The sequence below is a fragment of the Sphingobium chungangianum genome, assembly GCF_977014255.1.
The window spans coordinates 242,826-264,572 of the sequence record NZ_CDRNIV010000006.1 but is presented as its reverse complement, the minus strand read 5'-3'; the positions used below and the strand labels follow the sequence as shown (position 1 = coordinate 264,572).

Sequence of the window (21,747 nt, the reverse complement as noted above, 5' to 3'; positions counted from 1 at the left end):
TGGTTTCAGCTTCTTACACACATTGGCCATCATCCGGAAAAGTTTCACACCCGGCTTTCTGCCAAGCTAATCTGTGTTGATGGACACGCCCCACATCGCTTCGCTGGCTCATGCGCCCTTCATTCTGGCGCGCCGTATCGCTTCGGCTCGCAGCCTGCGTCTGGTTTCCAGCGCTGCGACCGCGCTCCTTGCCTCCTATCCGAAGTCGGGCAGGACCTGGCTCAGGTTTATCCTGGCGCAATATTTCCTCGCGTCGCGTGCATATCCGCCCATTACGACCCAGAGCATGTTCACCTTTGCTCCCAATTTCGACTTGGATCCGGTGCGCGGCATACCGGCCTTTGTCCGCAGGTCGGAGGAGGCCTCTTTCCCCCTCATCCCTTCCACCCATCTGCGCTTCAAACCAACCCTGCCCGGCCGCCTTCCCATCATATTCCTGATCCGGGATCCGCGGGCCGTACTCATTTCCGACTATCACCATGTGACTCGGCACAAGATGTCGTTTCAAGGCAGCGTTGATGATTTTCTCATGGATGAGAATAGGGGCCTGCCGCACTATATTAAATATATGAATAGCTGGGCCAATGGCCTCGAACGGCATGATCATCACATCATATATTATGAGGATCTACTGCTTCAAACGGAGGCAGAAGTCGAAAAGATGCTCAATTTCCTGGATGAGCCCGTCAATAGCCGTGCTCTTGGATATGCGGTGGAAAACTCATCCTTCGAAAAACTCAAGGCATTGGAACTCGCCCAGGGCATTCCCGGCCATGAATATGACCGATCGGATTCAGATGCTCTGCGGATGAGAAAGGGACAATCCGACAGCTTCCGTCAGGAACTGACGATCGAGCAACAAAAATTCATCGAGGATAGCTGCAAGTCTCAGTTGAACCGCCGGATGTTGGTCAAGCTGGATCGATACGGCTTTTCGGACCCGCCTTCGTCATCCACTGTGAGACCGATCGAGATATCGCAATCCGCAGCGCCCGAAAGGCAGGTGCATGATCCTGCAACCAAGCGCCGCCTCCCCTCTCTTGGCGTACAGCTCTTGAGCGAAGCGATGGTCATGATCGGCCTCGCCGCCATGCTCATCGCCCCGAGCATTCTGGCGATAGAAGTAGGCGAATGGCTTTTCCGGCGAGAATGGGATGGTCATTCCCTTGAAGACGGCCTCGCCTTGTTCGGGATCGACCGGGTGGGGCCTGTGGAAACACCCACCGAACAAATACTCGACGTCTTTCTGGCGCTGCCATTGACCATCGCCTTGTTCATGAACGGCCTCCTCATATTCCTGGCTGCCGTACATTTTGGAGACTGGGGTCTTCAGGGCGTACGGCTCAAGAAAAAGCTCGCCGTCGAGCAGAGCAAAAGACGCCAGCGGAGCCACGCCAAAAATCCGCCCTCCGACCTCAAACCGGCAGGAATGATAAGCCCCAGCCGCTGATCAATGTTCATCTGGCCCTGTTGAGCAAGCCTCGCCCAGTCGCGCTTTATAACGGTAAAAGGCCCGCCCCGCGAAAATGCGCGGGCGGGCCTTTTCAGTGCGTGAAACGTAAGGCGGGCAGAGCCGCGCGGCTGTCCTGCGGCTGATCCGGCCGCAGGCATTAGCCGTGCTTATTCGCCATCATCCTCCGCTTCGGGTCCGGTCATCATTCCTTCGGCAACCTCTTCGGTCTTGCCCCGGATCACCTTTTCCAAGCGCTCCGCCATTTCGGGATTTTCCTTGAGGAAGGTCTTGGCATTCTCACGACCCTGGCCAATGCGGACGGAGTCGTAGGAGAACCAGGCGCCCGACTTTTCGACCACGCCAGCTTTGACGCCCAGATCGAGTATCTCGCCGATCTTCGAAATCCCCTCGCCATACATGATGTCGAATTCCACCTGCTTGAACGGCGGCGCCACCTTGTTCTTCACCACCTTCACGCGGGTCGCGTTGCCGACGATATCGTCGCGATCCTTGATCTGGCCAGTACGGCGGATGTCGAGGCGAACCGACGCATAGAATTTGAGCGCGTTGCCGCCCGTCGTCGTTTCCGGATTGCCGTACATGACGCCGATCTTCATGCGGACCTGGTTGATGAAGATCACCAGACACTTGGAACGCGAGATCGAGCCGGTCAGCTTGCGCAGCGCCTGGCTCATCAGGCGCGCCTGCAGGCCGACATGGCTATCGCCCATCTCACCTTCGATTTCCGCACGGGGCACCAGCGCCGCGACGGAGTCGATCACCAGCACGTCGATGGCGTTCGACCGCACCAGCGTATCGACGATTTCCAGAGCCTGTTCACCGGTATCGGGCTGGGACACGATCAGCTCGTCAATATCGACGCCCAGCTTCTTGGCATAAGCGGGGTCGAGTGCATGCTCAGCATCGACGAAAGCCGCAACGCCGCCGGTCTTCTGCGCCTCTGCAATGGCATGCAGCGCCAGCGTGGTCTTGCCGGAGCTTTCAGGGCCATAGATTTCGATGATGCGGCCGCGGGGCAGGCCGCCAATACCCAGCGCGATGTCGAGCCCCAGCGATCCCGTCGAGATCGCCTCGATCTCGATCTTCTCGCGGCTGCCCAGCTTCATGGCCGAACCTTTACCGAAGGCGCGGTCAATCTGGGAAAGGGCCGCTTCCAATGCTTTCTGTCTGTCCATTGTCCCTGTCTTCTTGGAATCGATGAGTGAGAGCATTGCTGTCATCGGCCTATCCCCTGTCAAGCGGAAGCGCCGATTAAGTGGCGCCTTGGCCACCATGTATCCGCTTTGTTCTCAAAGAACAAGAGGCGAACGGAAATTTCCTATTTAAGCGGAAAGAACCTTCGTCAGCGCCCGCTCAACGGCGCCGATCGTATAAGGTTTTGCCAAAGTCGGCCGATCCGAATGCCCTGACGGCACATCATCAGCCATGCCGCCCGTCGCGAAAACAAAGGGGATGCCGCTTTGCGCCAGCAAGTCCGCGACCGGCCAGCTTTTCTCACCTTGCAAATTGCAGTCCACCAATGCGGCGTCGAAGCCGCCCTGACGCGCATGCTCACACGCCTCATCCACCGAGACGGCGATGGCATACAGGCGATATCCCAATGTTTCGAGATAATCTTCCAGCATCATGCCGATCATCGCTTCATCCTCGACCACCAGGATGGTCTTGCCGTCCGACATGTGCGATCCCCTATTTCGTTACGCTCGCTATCTTATCATCGGCGCGCGGACCAGCATAAACGCCTGATCGTTCAAGAAGTTCATTCCGCCACTGCACCCATTGCCAAGGCGTCCCGGGCGGCCTCCGCCAACTGGCTGACGGAAAATGGTTTGGGCAGGAAGGCGACATTGGCAAGGTCGATCGACTTGCGCAGCTGCTCCTCGGCATAGCCCGACATGAACAGCACGGGCAGGTCGGGATGCGTATCCCGTGCCCGCGCGACCATGGACGGGCCATCCATATTGGGCATGACCACGTCGGAAATCAGCAGGTCGATCTTCTCACCGCTCGCCAGCACCTCCAGCCCCTGCTCGCCATCATTGGCGGTCAGCACCTTGTAGCCCTGACGCGAAAGGGCGCGTTCGGCGACGGCGCGGACCATATCCTCGTCCTCGACCACCAATACCGTGCCCGTGCCCCATGTCTCGCTGCGCTTGATGGGCAGCTTGGCGGGGATCGCCTGCTCCATGTCTGCGCCCTGATAGACGGGCAGGTAGATGACGAAACTCGCCCCCCGGCCAATTTCAGAACTCGGCGAAGATATAGCCGCCCGACTGCTTGACGATGCCATAGACGGTGGAGAGGCCGAGCCCCGTGCCCTTACCCAGTTCCTTGGTAGTGAAGAAGGGCTCGAATATCTTGGAAAGAATGTCGGGCGGGATGCCAAGCCCCATGTCCGACACCCGCAGCGCGGTATAATCGGCGGCAGGCAATATCTCCTGCCGCATCTCGCGCACCTTGCCGGCCGGAACCGCATAGGTCTGGATATTGAGGATGCCGCCTTCCGGCATAGCGTCGCGCGCATTGACCGCCAGGTTGACGATCACCTGCTCCAGCTGGCCCGGATCAGCACGCACCGCGCCCAGGTTGCGGCCGTGGCTCACCTCCAGCTTCACGCTCTCACCCAGCAGGCGCTTCAACAGGTTGGAGACGTCGGCAACGATATCGGGCAATTGCAGCACCTGCGGACGCAATGTCTGCTGCCGCGAAAAGGCGAGCAGCTGGCGCGTCAGCCCGGCCGCGCGATTGCTGTTCGACTTGATCTGCTGAATATCGTCATAGTCGCTGTCGCCTGGCGTATGGCGCATCAGCATCAGGTCGCAATGGCCGATGATCGCGGTCAGGATATTGTTGAAGTCATGCGCGACGCCCCCGGCGAGCTGGCCGATCGCCTGCATCTTGGTCGCCTGCGCCACCTGCCGCTTGAGCTTGCTTTCCTCGCTATTGTCCTTGAGGCTGAGCAGCACCGCCGCCTCGCCAAGGCCCCGAACGCCCGCCAGGCTCAGCGCCGTCGGCTCCTCCGGTTCGTTGCGCAGCCTGATGGCGATATCGCCTGACATTTGCGGGCCAACGGCAAAGCGGCGCACGGCGTCGGCAACCGCTGCCTGATCCTCTCGCACGACCAGATCGCCGGGATAGCTCGGCCGTTCGCTACGCTTGAGTCCCGCCGCGCGGGAGAAGGCATTGTTGAGGAACAGGACGCGACCATCGCGATCCGCCATGGCGAGGCCGAAGGGCAGCAGGGACAGCAGCGTTTCGATATAGGAAAGCGCCGATGTACCGCCCGCGCTGCCCGCTGGCTCATCGATCAGCAGCAGCAGCATCGGACCATCTTGGCCCACTTGGCTACCAGCAGGCTGAGCCGTCCGACGCAAGGGCACCTGCAGCAACCGCAGCGGCAGCCCGCCCGATTCCTCGCGCGCCAGAAATAGCCGCCCCTTGTCATCGACGCGCATATGGGCGGCAAAGTCGCGGCCGGTGATGTTGGCGTCGATCCGGCCAGCGGCACGCAGCAGGAAAGCCCCGTTCGCCGCGCGGATACGCCCTTCACCGCCGATCATCACCGCCATGATCCCGGCCTCGCCCATCTGCCGCCCCGCGTCCCCGGTCAGCAGGCGGTGCACATCATCCAGCGCGTTGGGCTGGCGAACCGGGGTAAAACGCCACAGCAGATAATCTTCCGACCGGCCGGTGCGGCACAAATCGACATCCAGCCGGAGAGCGCCCTGCGACACACCTTCGACCCGCGCCTCACCATCGCGCCAGGCCGCGCGGGCGGCAGCGCTCAGGCTTTCCGTCAGGCCCGGCTCAGCGGTGAGATTGGGGGGCGTCGGAAATCCGGGAAACCATTCGCCGAACAGGTCGCTGGCGCAGACCAGCCGCCCGGCCCGGTCGGTCACGGCAATCGCCATGTTGGACGCATCCGCAGCAGCGCGCGCTACCGTCCAATCCGGCACCGCCTCGCCATCGGCGGCTTCTTCCGGGAAAATACGCCGATACCAGCTGAGCAGCGCGGCGATGGCAAGGATCATCGCGCCGAACCCTGTGGCAATAGCGGGGTTGCCGGTCGCATAGATGACGAGAACCGCCGAAAGCAGCGCCGCCAATATCAGCAGCGGCAGGGACAGCCGGGAAGGGCGCTCGCCCGTCCACGCTTCCTCATCCCTTTTGACGCGCGAGGCCATCGGCCGGCCTTCCCCCTGAAAACGCCTGGACTATTCGCCGACGTCAGACGCGGGCGACTTCTTCCAATGCGCTGCTTTCGGGTGCCTTGCCAATCCTCAATTTACGCGCATGCCATTTCCGGCCCATCCGATGGCGCCAGATCCAGTCGGCAAGGAAATATCCCACCACCGCGAACGCGATCGAAATCAACGCCAGCCCAAACAGCATGGCGGGCGCCGCTTCGGAAAAGAGCCAGCCGCACCATTCGCGGATCGACGCATGCTTATCGACCAGCGCCATGAAACCGGACGCGTCAGCGCTGCGGCCCAGGAACCAGTTGCCGATATAGACCGAAGCCATAAGGAACAGCGGTGTAGTCGCCGGGTTGGACAGGAACGTCATGGCTGCCGCCAGCGGAATATTGGCCCGGAAAGGCAGCGCCAGCAGCGCCGCGCCCGCAATCTGCACGCCGGGGATCAGCAGGAATATCCCGACCAGCAATCCCAATGCCACGCCTCGCGGCACGGAACGGCGGGTGAAGCGCCACAGCGAGGGTTCCAGCACACGATGCGCCACGGGGGCAATGAAGCGGTTGTCTTCCAGCGATTCACGGGTCGGCGCGTTGGCGTGCCACCAGCGGGCAAGACGGCCCATGCTCGCCTTCGGACCCATCAGCGATGGTCCTTCATGATGCGCTGCTGATCACGTTTCCAGTCGCGTTCCTTGATCGTTTCACGCTTGTCGTGCGTCTTCTTGCCCTTGGCCAGCGCCAGCTCGACCTTCGCCTTGCCCCGGCTGTTGAAATAGACGCTCAAGGGGACGAGCGTCATGCCCTTGCGTTCGACCGCACCATGCATGCGCGCGATCTCCCGCTCGTGCAGCAACAGCTTGCGGGGCCGCTTGGGCTCATGATTATAGCGATTGCCGTGGCTGAATTCGGGGATGTTGCTGTTGACCAGCCACACCTGATCGCCCTTCACCTCGGCATAGCTCTCGGCGATGTTGCCCTCGCCGAAACGGAGTGATTTCACCTCCGTGCCTTGCAGCGCGATGCCCGCTTCGAACACATCCTCAAGGAAATATTCAAAACGCGCGCGCCGGTTCTCGGCGACGATCTTCTTCTTGTCGAACAATTCGGGACGGGGGCGGGCCATGGGACTCTTAATTAACTCACTTCACCATATAAGGCCGCAGCCCATTTAGACGAGACCCGCAATTTCCAAAGCCCGATCGACAGCGGCGCGGCTCGATTCCGAAGGCCAGGTGATCGGCAGCCGCAGCTCACCCGGCATGTCGGACCGCACGCGGCTGAGCGCATATTTAACCGGCCCAGGTGAAGAATCGCTGAACAGCGCGTCGTGCAGCGGGTAGAGCCGGTCCTGTAACGCCAGTGCACCAGCCCAGTCACCCGACGCGCAAGCCGCCTGGAACTCCGCGCAGAGACGCGGCGCGACATTGGCCGTGACGGAGATACAGCCCCTGCCCCCCATGGCGTTAAATCCCAGCGCGGTTTCGTCATTGCCGGACAGCTGGCAGAAATCATCGCGGCAGGCGAGCCGCTGCGCGGTGACCCGCCCCAGATTCCCGGTGGCGTCCTTTATGCCCACGATCGTCTGATATTCTTCCGTCAGGCGGTGGATCACTGGCACGCCAATGTCGGTGATCGTGCGGCTCGGCACATTGTAAAGGACGATCGGCAGCTGACAGCGCTCGGCCAGATAGGCGAAATGCTGATAGACGCCTTCCTGGTTCGGCTTGTTATAATAAGGCGCGACCACCAGCGCCGCGTCCGCGCCAGACGCCTGCGCCGCGAACATATGCTCCAGAGCGATTCGCGTGTCATTGGACCCACAGCCCGCGATCACCGGCACCCGGCCCGCGGCCTGATCGACACAGATCGCGACGACGCGATTATGCTCCTCGACCGTCATGGTCGCGCTTTCGCCGGTGGTGCCGCAGGGCACCAAGGCACTGCTTCCCTCCTCGATCTGCCAATCCACCAGCGCGCGAAATGCCGCCTCATCCACGGCTCCGTCGCGGAAAGGGGTGACCAGCGCCGGAATCGACCCGGAAAACATCAATAAACTCCTTCAATTCACCGGCATTCCGGGGCACACTGTCGAGTGTAGGCGTCGGCGCGCTATAGCGCGTCATTCAGGGCCTGATAAGGATGGAATTGCGATGATGTCCAGTAGGCTGTCAGCTCGCCACCTCGAAACAGCAATGGTCCGCATGCCCTTGATCGCTCTTCTTCTTTTTACCGCCGGCGCCAGCGCCCAGACTGAAGCCCCCGTCGCGTCGCCCTATCCGGCTGGCGCGGTGGTCCAGCAACTGCCCGCCTCGACTCAGTCATCGCCTCAGCCATCGCCCTGGAATCAGGTCAGCAACCGAATCGGCGTTGCTTCCGATCCGTCCGTCTCCGCGACTATCAGCCAGTGGCGCGCGTTGCAGCAGAGCGATGGCCTGGGCTTTTCGACCTATGCCAGCTTCATCCTCGCCAATCCGGGTTGGCCGGGGGAGGACCGGATGCGGCGGCTGGCGGAAACCGGCATCAATCCCAACAGCTATGATCCGCGTCAGGTTACAGCCTTCTTCGCCCGCTTCCCCGCGCGCACCGCAACCGGCCATGCGCGCAATGCGCTGGCGCTGATGCAGGTGGGCCGCATGCCCGAAGCCCGCATCGCCGCACGCAGCGCCTGGGTCGGCGGCACGCTTTCGCCGGATGACGAGGCTCGGCTGCTATCGCTCTTCGGCAGCAGCTGGACGAGTGCGGACCATGATCAGCGCGCCGACGTGCTACTGTGGGGCGGCGACATCGCCGGGGCGCAACGGATGCTCGCTTATGTGACGCCCACGCGACGGCCGGTCTACGAAGCGCGCATCGCCTTCCGCCAGAAGGCGCCGGACGCCGCCGCCCGGATGCAAGTCGCGGAACCGGTCGGCATATCCGACGCGGGCTTCGTTGCGGACAAGGCGACCTGGCTGTTGAACACGGGCAACTGGATCGCCGCGCGGCAATATCTCGCCAACCGTCCCCAGCTGACCTTCCGCCCGGGCAATGCGGAAAAATGGTATGAGACATTGCTCGGCCAGGCGCGCGCCGCCGCCAATGACAGCCAGTGGAGCTTCGCCTATGGCATCGCCAGCAAGCTTGACGACGCCTATGCGCCCGGCACCGACGTTTCCAGCCGCCCGATCGGCGAGCGCGATGACTATACCAGCCTCGCCTGGCTGGCGGGATCGACCGCCTTCTACAATCTGAACCGCCCATCGGACGCGGCGGCGATGTTCCGGCGCTACGCAACGGCTGCCAAATCCCCCCAGACCCAGTCAAAGGGCTATTATTGGGCAGGCCGCGCAGCACTGGCAGCCGGTGATACGGCCACCGCGACCAGCTATTTCGCCCAGGCTTCGGTGTTCCCGGATCAGTTCTACGGCCAACTTGCCCTGGAACGCGTCGGAAAGCCGGTGCCCGCGCCTGCCCTCGTGGAACGGGCCGTGGAGATTTCCGCCGCCGATCGCACGTCCTTCAACAATCGCTCGGTCGTCCGCGCCGTGAAGGCGCTGGGGCAGATGGGCTATTGGGAAGATCAGAGCAAATTCGCCCGCGCCATCGCCAATAATGCCGACAGCGACAGCGATCATTATCTCGCCGCCGAACTCGCCAAGAGCATCGGCAGGCCCGACATGGGCGTAATGGTCGGCCGCCGTGCCGTGTCGAGCGGCCTCACCGGCTATGGTGAAAGCGCATTCCCTCGCGTGCCTGTGCCGCCGACGGCGCAATCCAACTGGACGATGGTGCATGCCATCGCGCGGCAGGAAAGCCAGTTCGACCGGCAGATCGTCAGCCATGCTGGCGCGCGCGGTCTGATGCAACTGATGCCCGGCACCGCGCGGGAACAGGCGGGCAAGCTCGGCCTCGGCTATGATCCCGGCTCGCTCAACGACCCGAGTTACAACATCATGCTCGGATCATCCTATTTCCAGCGCATGCTCAACTATTATGGCGGCAGCTACCCGCTGGCCGTCGCGGCCTATAATGCCGGTCCCGGCAATGTGAACCGCTGGATTTCGGCCAATGGCGACCCGCGCCTGCCGGGCGCCGACATGTTGCGCTGGATCGAGCAGATCCCGCTTTTCGAAACGCGCAACTATGTACAGCGCGTGCTGGAAAATGCGGTTGTCTATGAAGCGATGAACCCTGAACGCGCCCGCTTCCGGGGCTCCAACACCCCCCTCTCCAAATATCTGGGCAAGCAAACTCCAGGCTGACCGCCCTTATTCTCCATTCGGGCTGAGCCTGTCGAAGCCCCCCACTTCTCTTCGTTGAGATGAGGACTTCGACAAGCTGCATTCGAAGGGATAGGACCGTCTGGCCATGACCCCTCACCCTAATTACATCAGCCCTGAAGGCTTCGCGAAGCTCCGCGCCGAATATGACCAGTTGCTCGGCGTTGAGCGGCCCCGCATCGTGGAGATCGTCAGCTGGGCAGCGGGCAATGGCGACCGCAGTGAGAATGGCGACTATCTCTACGGCCGCAAGCGCATGCGTGAGATCGACGGCCAACTCCGCCGCCTGTCAAAGAAGATGAAGGACGCGAAAGTCGTCGATCCGCGTCAGCAGCCCGACAAGACCCGCGTCTTCTTCGGCGCGACCGTGACGATCGCCGACGAAGACGACAATCACCGCACCGTCACCATCGTTGGCAATGACGAGACCGACGCCAGCGCGGGTCGGATCGGCTGGAGCTCCCCCATCGCGCGCGCCCTGCGCAATGCCGCGGTAGGCGATCTACGCCGCGTCATGCTGCCCGCCGGGGAGAAGGAATATGAGGTGATGGAGATCGGTTATCCGGAGTGACGCGAAGCTCGTTAAGGGTTCGAACCATTCCCTCTCCCCTTCAGGGGTCGGCCAGAGTCACGTGCCTCTGGCCGAGGTGCCGAGCTTAGCGAAGGCGGGAGAGGGGACTGTTAGGACGCCGTTTCCTTATTCCCCTCTCCCCAGCCCTCTCCCCTGAAGGGGAGAGGGAGGAAGTCCGCTACTCGTCCAACGCATTCCTCGCCCGCTTGCCGAAAGGGAAATGACTGGCCCCTCGAAAGGCGAAACCAACCGGCCCGCTCACCGCGCCGCGTTCTTCCCCATCGGCTGCGCCTGCGCGATCACCGCACCGGGCTTCGCCGCCAGCCGCGCGATCGTCTTCAGCGCATAATCCAGCTGGAAATCCTCAATCCCCTTCTTCTTCAGCTCGTCAGCAGACATGGCGAAGCGCGGATCTTCCTTGGTGTCTTCTTCCAACGCGGCATTATCCGTCTTGATCTCATTGATCAGGTGACGTCGCAGATCGCTTTCGCGGAACTTCGGCCGGTTCTTGTAATCGGGGTCCGACAACTGCGGCACGCGAACGTCAGGCTCGATCCCGCCTTCCTGCACTGACCGGCCCGACGGCGTATAATAGCGCGCCGTCGTCAGCTTGAGCGCGGTCGTATTGGTGAGCGGCAGCATCGTCTGCACGCTGCCCTTGCCGAAGCTGCGCTCACCCATCACCAAAGCACGATGCTGGTCCTGAAGCGCGCCCGCGACGATTTCGGACGCTGAAGCAGACCCCGCATCGACCAAAACAACGACCGGCAGGCCCTTCGCATCGTCGCCGGGCTTGGCATAATAGCGCTCGACATCGCCCTTGTTGCGGCCGCGCTGCGAAACGATCTCGCCACGCTCCAGGAACGCGTCGCTCACGGACACGGCTTCATCCAGCAACCCGCCCGGATTGGACCGGAGGTCGAGGATATAGCCCGTCGGCTTATGCCCAAGGCTCTTGTCGATGCTGCGGATCGCCTGTCGCAGGTCGGCGCCGGTATTGGCGGAGAAACTGACGATGTTGATCACGCCAACGCCGTTCTTCACTTCCCACTTTACCGGCTTCAGCTGGATGATCTCGCGCGTCAGCGTCACTTCGATCGGCTTGTCACGGCCCGCGCGCACGATGGTCAGCTTGATCGATGTGCCTGGAGCGCCGCGCATCTTGTCGACCGCTTCATCCAGCGTGCCGCCATAGATGAGCTGCCCGTCGAGATGGGTGATATAATCGCCCGCCTTGATCCCCGCGCGCCAGGCGGGAGTGTCCTGCGTCGGCGCAATCACCTTGACCGCGCCATCCTCCTGCGTGACCGACAGGCCAAGGCCGCCATAGCTGCCCTCCGTCTGGGTCCGCAGATTCTGGAAATCGCGCGCGTCGAGGAAGCTGGAATGCGGGTCGAGGCTGGCCAGCATGCCGTCAATCGCACCCTTGATCAGCTTTTCGTCATCCACCTTCTCGACATAGTCGCTGCGGACTTTCTGGAAGACGTCCATGAACTCGTCTAGCGCCTTGTAGCTGCTCGCTTCCCCGTCCGCGAGCGCGGCCGTGGTGGCGGGGATGAGCGCGAGTGCGCCAAGGGCAACGGCGCCCCGGAAGAAATTGGATTTCATTGCTGTCCTGAGTCCTGGCATCAAGCCATCAGTATAGGATGCTTCTCAGGCATACGCAAAGCATCGGTTACGGCGTAGCGCCGGACACGGCGCTATTCGTGCGGCCGTAACGCCTGATTGAGATCCTCCATCACCTGGGCGATCGGTTCGACCACGGTGACGCTACGGCCTTCACCAAAGCGGATGCGGGTGCCGTCCGTGACGGACGATACGAAGGTGACCTGCGCGGCATTGATGGCGGTTTCGGTCCGGTCGGCGCCCACGAACATCACGAGCATGGCTTTCCTCTCCTTCTTGTTGGATGGAAAGGTTAGCCGCATTTGCGCATGGCGCCAGCCATTTTTCCTGAAGCCGACGTCAATCCAATCGAATAGCCTCGATAAAGAGACTGGCCCGCGCATCCAGCCGCTGCGCTTCGCCCGCAAGTTGGCTTGCCGCATGCCGGATGTTGCGCGCGCCATCGACCGCCGCGTCGGCATTGCCGCTGATCTGGCTGGCGCTCAGCCGGACATGATCGCTGGACTCGCCCGCTTCGGACATGCTGGCGGCGATGCCCCGGCTGAAGGCGCCATGGCGCGCCACCGCGTCGAACACGGAAGCCGACAGCCGATCGGCCGTCTCAATCGCGGACCCCATCAACGCATGGCCTTGCGCCACATGACCGACAGTCGCGCGGATATGGTCTATCCGATCGGCAATTTCCGCTGCGGCGTCGCGGGTCTGCCCCGCAAGCAGCTTCACCTCGCGCGCGACAACGGCAAAGCCTTGGCCCGCCTCGCCGGCGCGTGCGGCCTCTATGCCCGCGTTCAGGGCCAGCGTCGCGGTTGCCCGGGCAACCGCGTCGATCAACGCCGTCACTTCTCCGATGCCATCTGCCTGAATGCGCAATTGTTGGGTCTGTGCTGACCCCAGCCGCGTCTGTTCGACCGCCGCCTTGATCGCGGCACCCGCCTGACGCACCTCATCCTCGATCGATTGGAACAGCAGGCCAAGGTCGTTGGCCGACCCTGCAATGCCGGACAAATTGTCAGCGGTTTGCGCGGCGGCCACCGCCATGCCCGCAGCCGCCTGCCCGTTATGGGCCGCGCGTTCCGCGGCGTCGCTCGCCAGCCGGGACAGCATATCCGCCATCCCCACCAGATCGGCGATCAGCGTCGCGATATCGTCGCGAAAGCTGCCGCTCTCCCGCGTCACGCGCTCCAATCGCTCCGCCCGCGCGATCGCCACGCGTGCATCCCGCTCCGCTGCCAGCTTCAGCAGCAACTGCCCGCCGACCATCCCGGCATAACGGCCGCCTTCTATGACAATCAGCCCTTCGCACTTTTGCCCCTGCGCTGCGTAGAGGTCGATCAGCATCTCGATCGTGGCGCTCCGCTCGACCGAGGCGCAGGGCCGGATATGGTCATCCAACCGCCCGCCAAAGCTCGGGTTACGCAGCAGCGCATGGCCAAAAGGATTGAACAGAATCCGTCGCATGTCCCGCTCATAGATCGCGCCCTTGGGCCGATCCGCTTCGTCCAGAACGGGCAGGAGCCGCAGCGAAGGATTTTGCTGAAAATGCTCCACCGCTTCGCTCAACGGCCGCCCAATCCGGATCGCCGGACTGGTGGAGACGAAGGGCAAGCCCTGCCAGCGAGGCAGCGACGGCGAAGGATCGAGCATCATGGGCGCGTACATGAGTTGCTGGTAGCGCCCGAATGGTAAATGAGCAGTTAGATTTTGATGACAGATTTATGACAACGCACTGTTTTGTCTTGGTTTTTTACGGCATCTTATAGTTGAATGCTTCCTTGGCGAGCTTGACCACCTCCGGGTCGGCCTCAGGAAAATCCATCGGCACCAACTTTTCCAATGACTTGGCGACATATTTCAGCGCGGCGATCCGCCCGGCCGCACGGTGATTATTGTCGATCACCTGCCATGGCGCATATTTGCTGTCCGTCTTCTTGAACATGTCGTGCATCGCGTCGAGATAATCGTCACGCCGCGCCCGGTTGCGATAATCCTCCGCGCCCGTCTTCCACCGCTTCCACGGCGTATCGAGCCGCTGCGCCAGCTGCTTGTCCTGCGTTTCCTGGGTAATGTGGACGAACAGCTTGATGATGTTGGTACCCGCATCCTCCTGCTGCTTTTCAAAGGCGTTTATCTCGTCATAGGCGCGCTTCCATTCGCCCTTGGAGCAGAGCCCCTCCACCCGCTCGACCAGCACGCGCCCGTACCAACTGCGGTCGAACACCGCGATGTTGCGGCCCGCAGGCAGCCGGGTCCAGAAACGCCAGAGAAAATGATGGTCGCATTCTTCGGCGGACGGCGCGGCGATGGGCCAGACGCGATAATAGCGCGGGTCCCATTGCGCCGTCATCCGCTTGATGATGCCGCCCTTCCCCGCCGCGTCCCAGCCTTCGAACAGGATGACCGACCGCCGGTCATGGATCACATGGGCAACCTGAATCTTCGCCAGCCGCCCCTGCAGCTTTTCCAGCTCCGCCTCATAGTCGCCCTTGAGAGGCTTGCCCTTCTCATAGTCGGCAAGGTCAATCGCCATGCGCGTCATCCTTCCTGTGCAGATGAGGAAAGCAACGCCTGAAGCGACGAAAAGTCAAATCTACCCCGCCCCTGCCCCGTCATCCCAGCGAACGCTGGGATCTCAAGAGGCGAAGTGCGATCTCGACCGAGATCCCAGCTTTCGCTGGGATGACGGTAGGGTGATCAAGCCTTGGCCTGCGGCTCCACGACCCGGACATGCAGTTCACGCAGCTGCTTGAACTCCGCCGCGCTGGGCGCGCCCATGAGCAGGTCCTCGGCGCGCTGGTTCATCGGGAACAGCGTCACTTCGCGCAGGTTCTGCGCCCCGCACAGCAGCATGACGATGCGATCCACGCCAGCCGCCATGCCGCCATGAGGCGGGGCGCCATATTGGAACGCGCGATAGAGGCCGCCAAAGCGCTCCTCCACATCCTGCTGACTAAGGCCGACCTTCTCAAACGCCTTCACCATCAGCTCAGGCGATTGGTTACGGATCGACCCTGAAGCAATCTCATAGCCGTTGCAGACCATGTCATACTGATACGCCTTGATCGTCAGCGGGTCCTGATGTTCCAGCGCATCCATCCCGCCCTGCGGCATGGAGAAGGGGTTATGCGCAAAGTCGACCGACTTCGATTCCTCGTCATATTCGTAGAAGGGGAAATCGACGATCCAGCACAGTTCGAACCGGTCCTTGTCGATCAGGTCGAGCTGCTCGCCCACGCGAATGCGCGCCAGACCCGCCAGCTTCGCAGCCTGGCTTTCCTTGCCCGCAGCGAAGAACACGCCATCATTGGGACCAAGGCCTAGCGCCTCGATCAGCTTTGCCGTCCGCTCCTCGCCATGGTTCTTGGCAATGGGACCGCCGGGTGCGCCATCCTTGATGTTGATATAGCCAAGGCCGGAATAGCCCTCGCCCCGCGCCCAATTATTCATGTCATCGAAGAATTTACGGCTGCCCGCACCAGCGCCGGGAGCCGGGATCGCACGAATGACGCTGCCGCTCTCGACCAGCGACGCAAAGATGCCGAAGCCCGACCCATGGAAATGCTCGGTCACGTCCTGAATCAGGATCGGATTGCGCAGGTCCGGCTTGTCCGATCCATATTTCAGGATCGCCTCGTCATGAGGAATGCGCGGGAAGCTGCCCGCTGGCGTCACCGGCTTGCCGTCGGCGAACTGCTCGAACACCTCAGCAATCACCGGCTCCATCGTGCTCCACACATCCTCCTGCGTGACGAAGCTCATTTCGAGGTCAAGCTGGTAGAACTCGCCCGGCAGACGGTCGGCGCGCGGGTCTTCGTCGCGGAAGCAGGGTGCGATCTGGAAATAGCGGTCAAAGCCCGCCACCATCAGCAGCTGCTTATATTGCTGCGGCGCCTGCGGCAGGGCGTAGAATTTCCCCGGATGGATGCGGCTCGGCACCAGAAAGTCGCGCGCGCCTTCCGGGCTGCTCGCGGTCAAGATCGGCGTCGAATATTCGGTGAAGCCAGCGCCTTCCATGCGGCGGCGCATGTCGGAGATGACCTTGGTCCGCTTGACGATGTTCGCATGCAGCGTTTCGCGCCGCAGGTCGAGGAAGCGGTAGCGCAGGCGGATATCCTCGGGATACTCCTGCTCCCCCGCGACCGGCAGCGGCAATTCGGCGGCGGTCGACTGCACCGTCACGCTATCGGCCACGACCTCGATCGTGCCGGTCGGCATCTTGGGGTTGGTCGCTTCGGGGCCGCGCGCCACGACCGTGCCGTCGATCGTCACCACTGATTCGAGGCGCAACGCCTCAAGCACCCTCAGCGGATCGCTGTCCGCCTTCGCGACGATTTGGGTGATCCCATAATGATCGCGCAGGTCGATGAACAGCACGCCGCCATGATCACGCTTGCGATGGATCCATCCCGACAGGCGGACAGTCGCGCCGACATCACCTTCACGAAGGGCGCCGCAGGTGTGGGTGCGATAGGCGTGCATGGCGTTTTGGTCTTTCAGCTTCGTTTTACGGAAATGACAAATTGTTGCAGCCCCGCTATGGGCACTCATGTCGAACATCGACGAGCCCGCCAGGGAGCGGGCCAGCCCATAATAAGATCGAAGACCATATGCAAATCCATCCGCTGATCACCGACAGCAAGACTCTCGCTTCATTCTGCGCCCGTATCGCCAAATCGCCCTACATCGCGGTCGATACCGAATTCATGCGCGAAAACAGCTACTGGCCCGACCTCTGCCTCGTCCAGGTGGCCGACAGCAACGAAGCAGCCGCGATCGACCCCAAGGCGCCGGGCCTAGACCTTAGCCCCCTGCTCGACCTGATGGTCGACAACGAGGATGTGCTGAAGGTCTTTCATGCAGGCGGGCAGGACCTGGAGATTATCTACAACCTGACCGGCCGGACCCCGCATCCGATGTTCGACACGCAGATCGCGGCGATGGCCTTGGGCCTTGGCGAGCAGATCGGCTACGGCAACCTTATCGACGCGTGGCTCGGCGTACAACTCGACAAGGGCGCGCGTTTCACCGACTGGGGACGCCGCCCGCTCGACAAGCGGCAGATCGATTATGCCATCGGCGACGTCACCTATCTGATCCAGATTTTCCCGATGATGCTGGAGGAATTGCGCAAGACCGGCCGCGGCGATTGGCTGGACCAGGAAATGGAGCGTGTCTGCGATCCCTCCAACTATGTGAACGAGCCGCATGAAGCCTGGAAACGCGTCCGCATCGCCAGCCGCAAGGCCGATGTGCTCGGCCGCCTGAAAGCGCTCGCCGCATGGCGCGAGATCGAGGCGCAAGACAAGAATTTGCCGCGCGGTCGCATCGTCAAGGATGAGACGCTGGCCGACATCGCCAGCCATCCGCCCCGGTCCCAGGAAGACCTTGGCAAGGTGCGCGGCCTGTCCGCCACCTGGAAGACCAACGACATCGGCGCCCGCCTGATGGCGGCGCTCGGCAGCCACACGCCGCTCGACAAGGATGAGATGCCCGAACGCGATCCCAAGCGTCCCGGCCTTGGCAAGGACGGCGCGCTAGTCGCGGATTTGCTAAAGCTCCTCCTCAAGATTCGCTCGCGCGACATCAACGTCGCCGCCCGCCTCTTGGCCCGGAGCGACGATCTGGACGCGCTGGCCGCAGGTGTCCGCGATGACCTGTCGATCCTGGAAGGCTGGCGCTATGAACAATTCGGCCGCGATGCCGTTGACCTTGTGGAAGGACGCCTGGCCTTCGCGGTCAAGGGCGGCCGCCTCAAGATGACACGCACCGAATAGGAACGAGAATGATGCGGGCAGCGGCGCTGATGATTCCCCTATTGCTAGCGGCCTGCACCACGGCTGACGGACAAGGCCCCGCCACCACGCCCGCGACAGCCGAGGGGCCTTGCCGCAACGACGGCCTCGACCGTTTCGTCGGCCAGACCGCAAGCGCCGACATCGGAGCGCAACTGCTGGAAGCATCCGGCGCCCGCACCCTCCGCTGGGGCGCCCCCGGCATGGCCATGACCATGGACTTCCGCCCCGATCGCCTCACCGTCAGCTATGACGAGAAGATGGTAATCACCTCAGCGAGATGCGGTTAGCGCACTCCTGCTCCCCCTCCCGCAAGCGGGAGGGGGCCGGGGGGTGGGCCAGCGCAACGCCGATATGATTAAAAGAAGCTCACTACGCTCGCCCCCCTAACCCTTCAAACGAATCACGTGCCTGATTTGAACGCTTGCGGGAGGGAACGGTCACAGTCACCCAAACACCACACCCCCTCCAAAAACCATCCTATTCCCAACACCAGACCAAAATTCACCCTGTCCTATTCCCCCACAACAACCCTATCCCCGCCCCTCTCTTTGAAACGTCCACATCACTCCCTCGCGCCCACGCGCGCTCGCTCTCGCGCGCGCATACACTGTGAACTTCGACGGAAATCCGCCATTTTTGGCGCCTCCCCTCAACATTCCAGTCCTACAAGCGCGCCGCTACCGATCCGGTTCACATGGCGCTTACCGTCGATCTCCAGCCAATCCGGCGTCACCTCCAACCGCCGCCCCCGGATGGTCGTGCGCAGATGCTCCACGGCGATCCGGTTACGCGCCACGATCCGCAAAATGGCTAGGCCCTCGCCCCGCGCCGCCATGACGCTGTAGCGATCACCACGCAGCAGGAACCGCCAGCTACCATTGGCGGCCAGCCATTCATTGCCTTGAATCACCTGCACCGGATTGCCGTCCGGATCACCGAGCCGCAGGCTAATCCGCGTCGCGCCCCGGCTGCGGCGTGGCGGCGCGAACATCAGGATCGGCTCCCCATCCAGCACCAGCGGAATCGGCGTATCGCGCAGCGGCCGTGAGCCTCCGACGATCAAAGTCGGCAACTCCGAGGAAAATGGCATGCGGTCCCGGGCGAAGTGCCGCTGGCGGACCACCGGATTGGTATGAAATCCCTGCACCTGCGCCGTGGTCAGCCGCCCCTCCTCCACCAGCGCATGGCAAGTCGGGCAGAGCAATGTCGCTTGGGGCGAATCAGGCAGGCGAAGATAGCGATAGATGGTGACGCCACATCGGACGCAGGCAAAGCCGCAGGCCTCACGAACGGCCTCACGCTGCGGCTCAGTTAATTCAGGCAGCGAAAGCATCACCGGCAAGGCCATGAAGGACACCCTTTGCAACCGCGCCCCGCGCCATTGCGAAGCAGCGTCACCCAGCGGCATCCTTCCCCGGATACAGGCTTTTCATTGTCCCTTCAGTCAGGACATATCGTCGAAATAAATTGGCGTCAGGTCAAGGGGGCGCGAACGCCCGTCAACGCTGTGGCAGCAAATCCAGATTGCGCGACGCCGCGATGTTCCGGATGCGGCCCGGCCGAGGCATGGACCTGACCGCGATTTCCGCGATGTCGCCCGCACTGAACAGTTCGACATTGCCGACATCGAAGATGCGCTGCCCGAATGTCTGCGTGATGCGCACGCTACGAATGCTCGACAGCGCAATCTCGGTCCGCTGCTTGGCCAGCAGCCCGCGCTCCATCAGCACCTCCCGGTCGGACAATGCCAACCGCTCCCCCTTCGTCCGCAGCCACCAGACCCCAATCGCCAGCAGCCCCACGACAGAAATCAGCAGCAGGATGAACAGAAACGGATGCGCGCGAAACATCGCAGGATGCTCGTCATACAGCCAGGCGTCGCTCATCATTCGTCCCATCAAGAAGTGCGGACGGACATGATCATGGATGCCCCGCCCGCGTCAATCCTTGGCTAACGCGGCCCTCCACGAAAGGAGGAGGTTTGGAGGAGGTCACCCCGAACGAAGGAGTTGTTAGCTCTCATCCCCCATCCGCAGCGCCGCAATGAATGCCTCCTGCGGGATCTGTACAGACCCATATTCCCGCATCCGCTTCTTGCCCTCTTTCTGCTTCTCCAGCAGCTTCTTCTTACGCGTGATGTCGCCGCCATAGCATTTCGCCGTGACGTCCTTGCGCATCGCCGCGATCGTCTCCCGCGCGATCACCTTACCGCCGATCGCCGCCTGGATCGGAATCTTGAACAGGTGGCGGGGGATCAGGTCCTTCAACCGCTCGCACATATGCCGCCCGCGCGCTTCGGCCGCGCTTCGGTGAACGATCATCGACAGCGCGTCGACCGGCTCATTGTTGACGAGGATGCTCATCTTGACCAAGTCGCCTTCGCGCGTCCCGATCTGATGATAGTCGAAGCTCGCATAACCGCGCGAAATCGACTTCAAGCGATCGTAAAAGTCGAACACCACCTCGTTAAGGGGCAGCTCATAGGTCACCTGCGCGCGTCCGCCGACATAGGTCAGGTTCTTCTGGATACCGCGCCGGTCCTGGCAGAGCTTCAGGATCGACCCCAGATATTCATCGGGGCAGTAGATCACCGCCTCGATCCATGGTTCCTCGATCATCTCGATATGGTTCGGGTCGGGCATGTCGGCGGGGTTGTGCAGATGGCGCACCTCCCCATCCTTCATGTGCATCTCATAGACCACCGACGGCGCGGTGGTGATGAGGTCGAGATCATATTCGCGCGTCAGCCGCTCCTGGATGATCTCCAGATGCAGCAGCCCCAGGAAACCGCAGCGGAAGCCGAAGCCCAGCGCCGCCGACGTCTCCATCTCGAAGGAGAAGGACGCATCGTTCAGCCGCAGCTTCGAAATCGAATCGCGCAGCTTCTCAAAATCATTGGCATCGACCGGGAACAGCCCACAGAAGACCACCGGCTGCACTTCCTTGAAGCCCGGCAGCGGATTGGCGGCAGGATTCTTGACCGTGGTGATCGTGTCGCCCACGCGGGTCTGGCTGATGTCCTTGATCTGCGCCGTGATGAAGCCGATCTCGCCCGGCCCGAGTTCCGGCAGCTGTTCGATCTTGGGCCGCATGCATCCGACGCGGTCGATCAGATGCTCGGTCTCGCCGATCATGAACTTGATCTGCTGCCCCTTCTTGATCACGCCATTGACGACGCGGACCAGGATGACGACGCCGAGATAAGGGTCATACCAGCTGTCGACCAGCATCGCTTCCAGCGGCGCGTTGCGGTCGCCCTTGGGCGGCGGAATCTTGGCGACGATGGCTTCGAGAATATCGTCGATGCCGATACCCGACTTCGCGCTCGCCAGCACCGCTTCCGAAGCGTCCAGGCCGATCACTTCCTCGATCTCCGCTCGGACCTTTTCCGGTTCGGCGGCAGGCAGGTCGATCTTGTTCAGCACCGGCACGATCTCATGGTCATGCTCGATTGACTGATAGACATTGGCCAGCGTCTGCGCCTCCACGCCCTGCGCCGCATCGACCACCAGCAACGCGCCCTCGCAGGCGGCGAGGCTCCGGCTCACTTCATAGGCGAAGTCGACATGGCCTGGCGTGTCCATGAGGTTGAGCTCATACGTCTCACCATTTTTCGCGACATAGTCGAGGCGCACGGTCTGCGCCTTGATCGTGATGCCGCGCTCCTTCTCGATATCCATATTGTCGAGGACCTGGGCCGACATCTCCCGGTCGGTCAGCCCCCCGGTGCGCTGGATCAGCCGGTCGGCCAGCGTTGACTTGCCATGGTCGATATGCGCGATGATCGAGAAATTACGGATGTGCGAAAGGTTGGTCATGGACCGCGCCGA

At 62.1% G+C, this 21,747-nt stretch carries 18 protein-coding genes and 1 pseudogene; 5 read left to right on the top strand and 14 right to left on the bottom strand.

Translation table 11 applies throughout. The annotated features are described in order from the left end of the window. Positions 1-79: 79 nt before the first annotated feature. Positions 80-1,450 (top strand): sulfotransferase domain-containing protein, encoded by a 1,371-nt coding sequence (locus ACWNC0_RS08195; RefSeq protein ID WP_449470842.1) that lies wholly within the window; start codon positions 80-82, stop codon positions 1,448-1,450. 170 nt (positions 1,451-1,620) lie between these two features. Here the strand turns inward: ACWNC0_RS08195 and recA are convergent, their stop codons facing one another. The 6 genes and pseudogenes from recA to dapA all read right to left on the bottom strand — a co-directional run bounded on the left by recA (position 1,621) and on the right by dapA (position 7,716). Further along, positions 1,621-2,694 carry a recombinase RecA gene (gene recA, locus ACWNC0_RS08190; protein WP_449470841.1) on the bottom strand — a complete coding sequence of 358 codons (1,074 nt, stop codon included), beginning with the start codon at positions 2,692-2,694 and terminating at the stop codon, positions 1,621-1,623. Between the two features lie 102 nt (positions 2,695-2,796). Next, positions 2,797-3,153, bottom strand: a complete 357-nt coding sequence (locus ACWNC0_RS08185) for a response regulator (protein ID WP_449470840.1) — start codon at positions 3,151-3,153, stop codon at positions 2,797-2,799. 80 nt (positions 3,154-3,233) lie between these two features. Further along, positions 3,234-5,658, bottom strand: a pseudogene (locus ACWNC0_RS08180) (response regulator). A gap of 43 nt (positions 5,659-5,701) precedes the next feature. Then, complete coding sequence (locus tag ACWNC0_RS08175; RefSeq protein WP_449470838.1) at positions 5,702-6,310, bottom strand: DUF2062 domain-containing protein; 609 nt, start codon at positions 6,308-6,310, stop codon at positions 5,702-5,704. Then, positions 6,310-6,792 (bottom strand): SsrA-binding protein SmpB, encoded by a 483-nt coding sequence (gene smpB / locus ACWNC0_RS08170; protein ID WP_196225111.1) that lies wholly within the window; start codon positions 6,790-6,792, stop codon positions 6,310-6,312. Before smpB ends, ACWNC0_RS08175 begins: the two co-directional genes overlap by 1 nt. Before the next feature lie 45 nt (positions 6,793-6,837). Next, positions 6,838-7,716, bottom strand: coding sequence for a 4-hydroxy-tetrahydrodipicolinate synthase (gene dapA / locus ACWNC0_RS08165; RefSeq protein ID WP_449470836.1), 879 nt, complete (start codon positions 7,714-7,716; stop codon positions 6,838-6,840). A 154-nt stretch (positions 7,717-7,870) separates the two neighbouring features. On the opposite strand from dapA, the gene ACWNC0_RS08160 reads away from it, so the two are divergent. After that, entirely contained in the window at positions 7,871-9,910 is a 2,040-nt protein-coding gene (locus tag ACWNC0_RS08160; RefSeq protein ID WP_449474573.1) for a transglycosylase SLT domain-containing protein, read from the top strand. A gap of 106 nt (positions 9,911-10,016) precedes the next feature. After that, complete coding sequence (gene greB / locus ACWNC0_RS08155; protein WP_449470835.1) at positions 10,017-10,499, top strand: transcription elongation factor GreB; 483 nt, start codon at positions 10,017-10,019, stop codon at positions 10,497-10,499. Positions 10,500-10,757: 258 nt separating this feature from the next. On the opposite strand, the gene ACWNC0_RS08150 is transcribed toward greB, so the two are convergent. From ACWNC0_RS08150 to aspS, 5 genes are all read right to left on the bottom strand, one after another. Beyond that, entirely contained in the window at positions 10,758-12,107 is a 1,350-nt protein-coding gene (locus ACWNC0_RS08150; protein WP_449470834.1) for a S41 family peptidase, read from the bottom strand. A 92-nt stretch (positions 12,108-12,199) separates the two neighbouring features. After that, positions 12,200-12,385, bottom strand: coding sequence for a hypothetical protein (locus ACWNC0_RS08145; RefSeq protein WP_196225106.1), 186 nt, complete (start codon positions 12,383-12,385; stop codon positions 12,200-12,202). Positions 12,386-12,464: 79 nt separating this feature from the next. Beyond that, positions 12,465-13,784, bottom strand: a complete 1,320-nt coding sequence (locus ACWNC0_RS08140) for a methyl-accepting chemotaxis protein (protein ID WP_449470833.1) — start codon at positions 13,782-13,784, stop codon at positions 12,465-12,467. A gap of 85 nt (positions 13,785-13,869) precedes the next feature. Further along, the gene (locus ACWNC0_RS08135; protein WP_449470831.1) at positions 13,870-14,652 is read right to left on the bottom strand and encodes a polyphosphate kinase 2 family protein; all 783 of its coding nucleotides are present in this window, start codon (positions 14,650-14,652) and stop codon (positions 13,870-13,872) included. A 164-nt stretch (positions 14,653-14,816) separates the two neighbouring features. Continuing rightward, the gene (gene aspS / locus ACWNC0_RS08130; protein WP_449470830.1) at positions 14,817-16,601 is read right to left on the bottom strand and encodes an aspartate--tRNA ligase; all 1,785 of its coding nucleotides are present in this window, start codon (positions 16,599-16,601) and stop codon (positions 14,817-14,819) included. Between the two features lie 128 nt (positions 16,602-16,729). Between aspS and rnd the strand changes: the two genes are divergently transcribed. Next, positions 16,730-17,896 carry a ribonuclease D gene (rnd, locus tag ACWNC0_RS08125; protein ID WP_449470829.1) on the top strand — a complete coding sequence of 389 codons (1,167 nt, stop codon included), beginning with the start codon at positions 16,730-16,732 and terminating at the stop codon, positions 17,894-17,896. Between the two features lie 11 nt (positions 17,897-17,907). Then, positions 17,908-18,204 (top strand): I78 family peptidase inhibitor, encoded by a 297-nt coding sequence (locus ACWNC0_RS08120; RefSeq protein ID WP_449474572.1) that lies wholly within the window; start codon positions 17,908-17,910, stop codon positions 18,202-18,204. 362 nt (positions 18,205-18,566) lie between these two features. On the opposite strand, the gene ACWNC0_RS08115 is transcribed toward ACWNC0_RS08120, so the two are convergent. The 3 genes from ACWNC0_RS08115 to lepA form a co-directional block, all read right to left on the bottom strand. Next, positions 18,567-19,265: a hypothetical protein gene (locus ACWNC0_RS08115; RefSeq protein WP_449470827.1), complete on the bottom strand. Its 699-nt coding sequence runs from the start codon at positions 19,263-19,265 to the stop codon at positions 18,567-18,569. Positions 19,266-19,416: 151 nt separating this feature from the next. After that, the gene (locus ACWNC0_RS08110) at positions 19,417-19,803 is read right to left on the bottom strand and encodes a PH domain-containing protein (RefSeq protein ID WP_449470825.1); all 387 of its coding nucleotides are present in this window, start codon (positions 19,801-19,803) and stop codon (positions 19,417-19,419) included. Positions 19,804-19,929: 126 nt separating this feature from the next. Then, the gene (lepA, locus tag ACWNC0_RS08105) at positions 19,930-21,735 is read right to left on the bottom strand and encodes a translation elongation factor 4 (protein ID WP_449470824.1); all 1,806 of its coding nucleotides are present in this window, start codon (positions 21,733-21,735) and stop codon (positions 19,930-19,932) included. Positions 21,736-21,747: the final 12 nt, after the last annotated feature.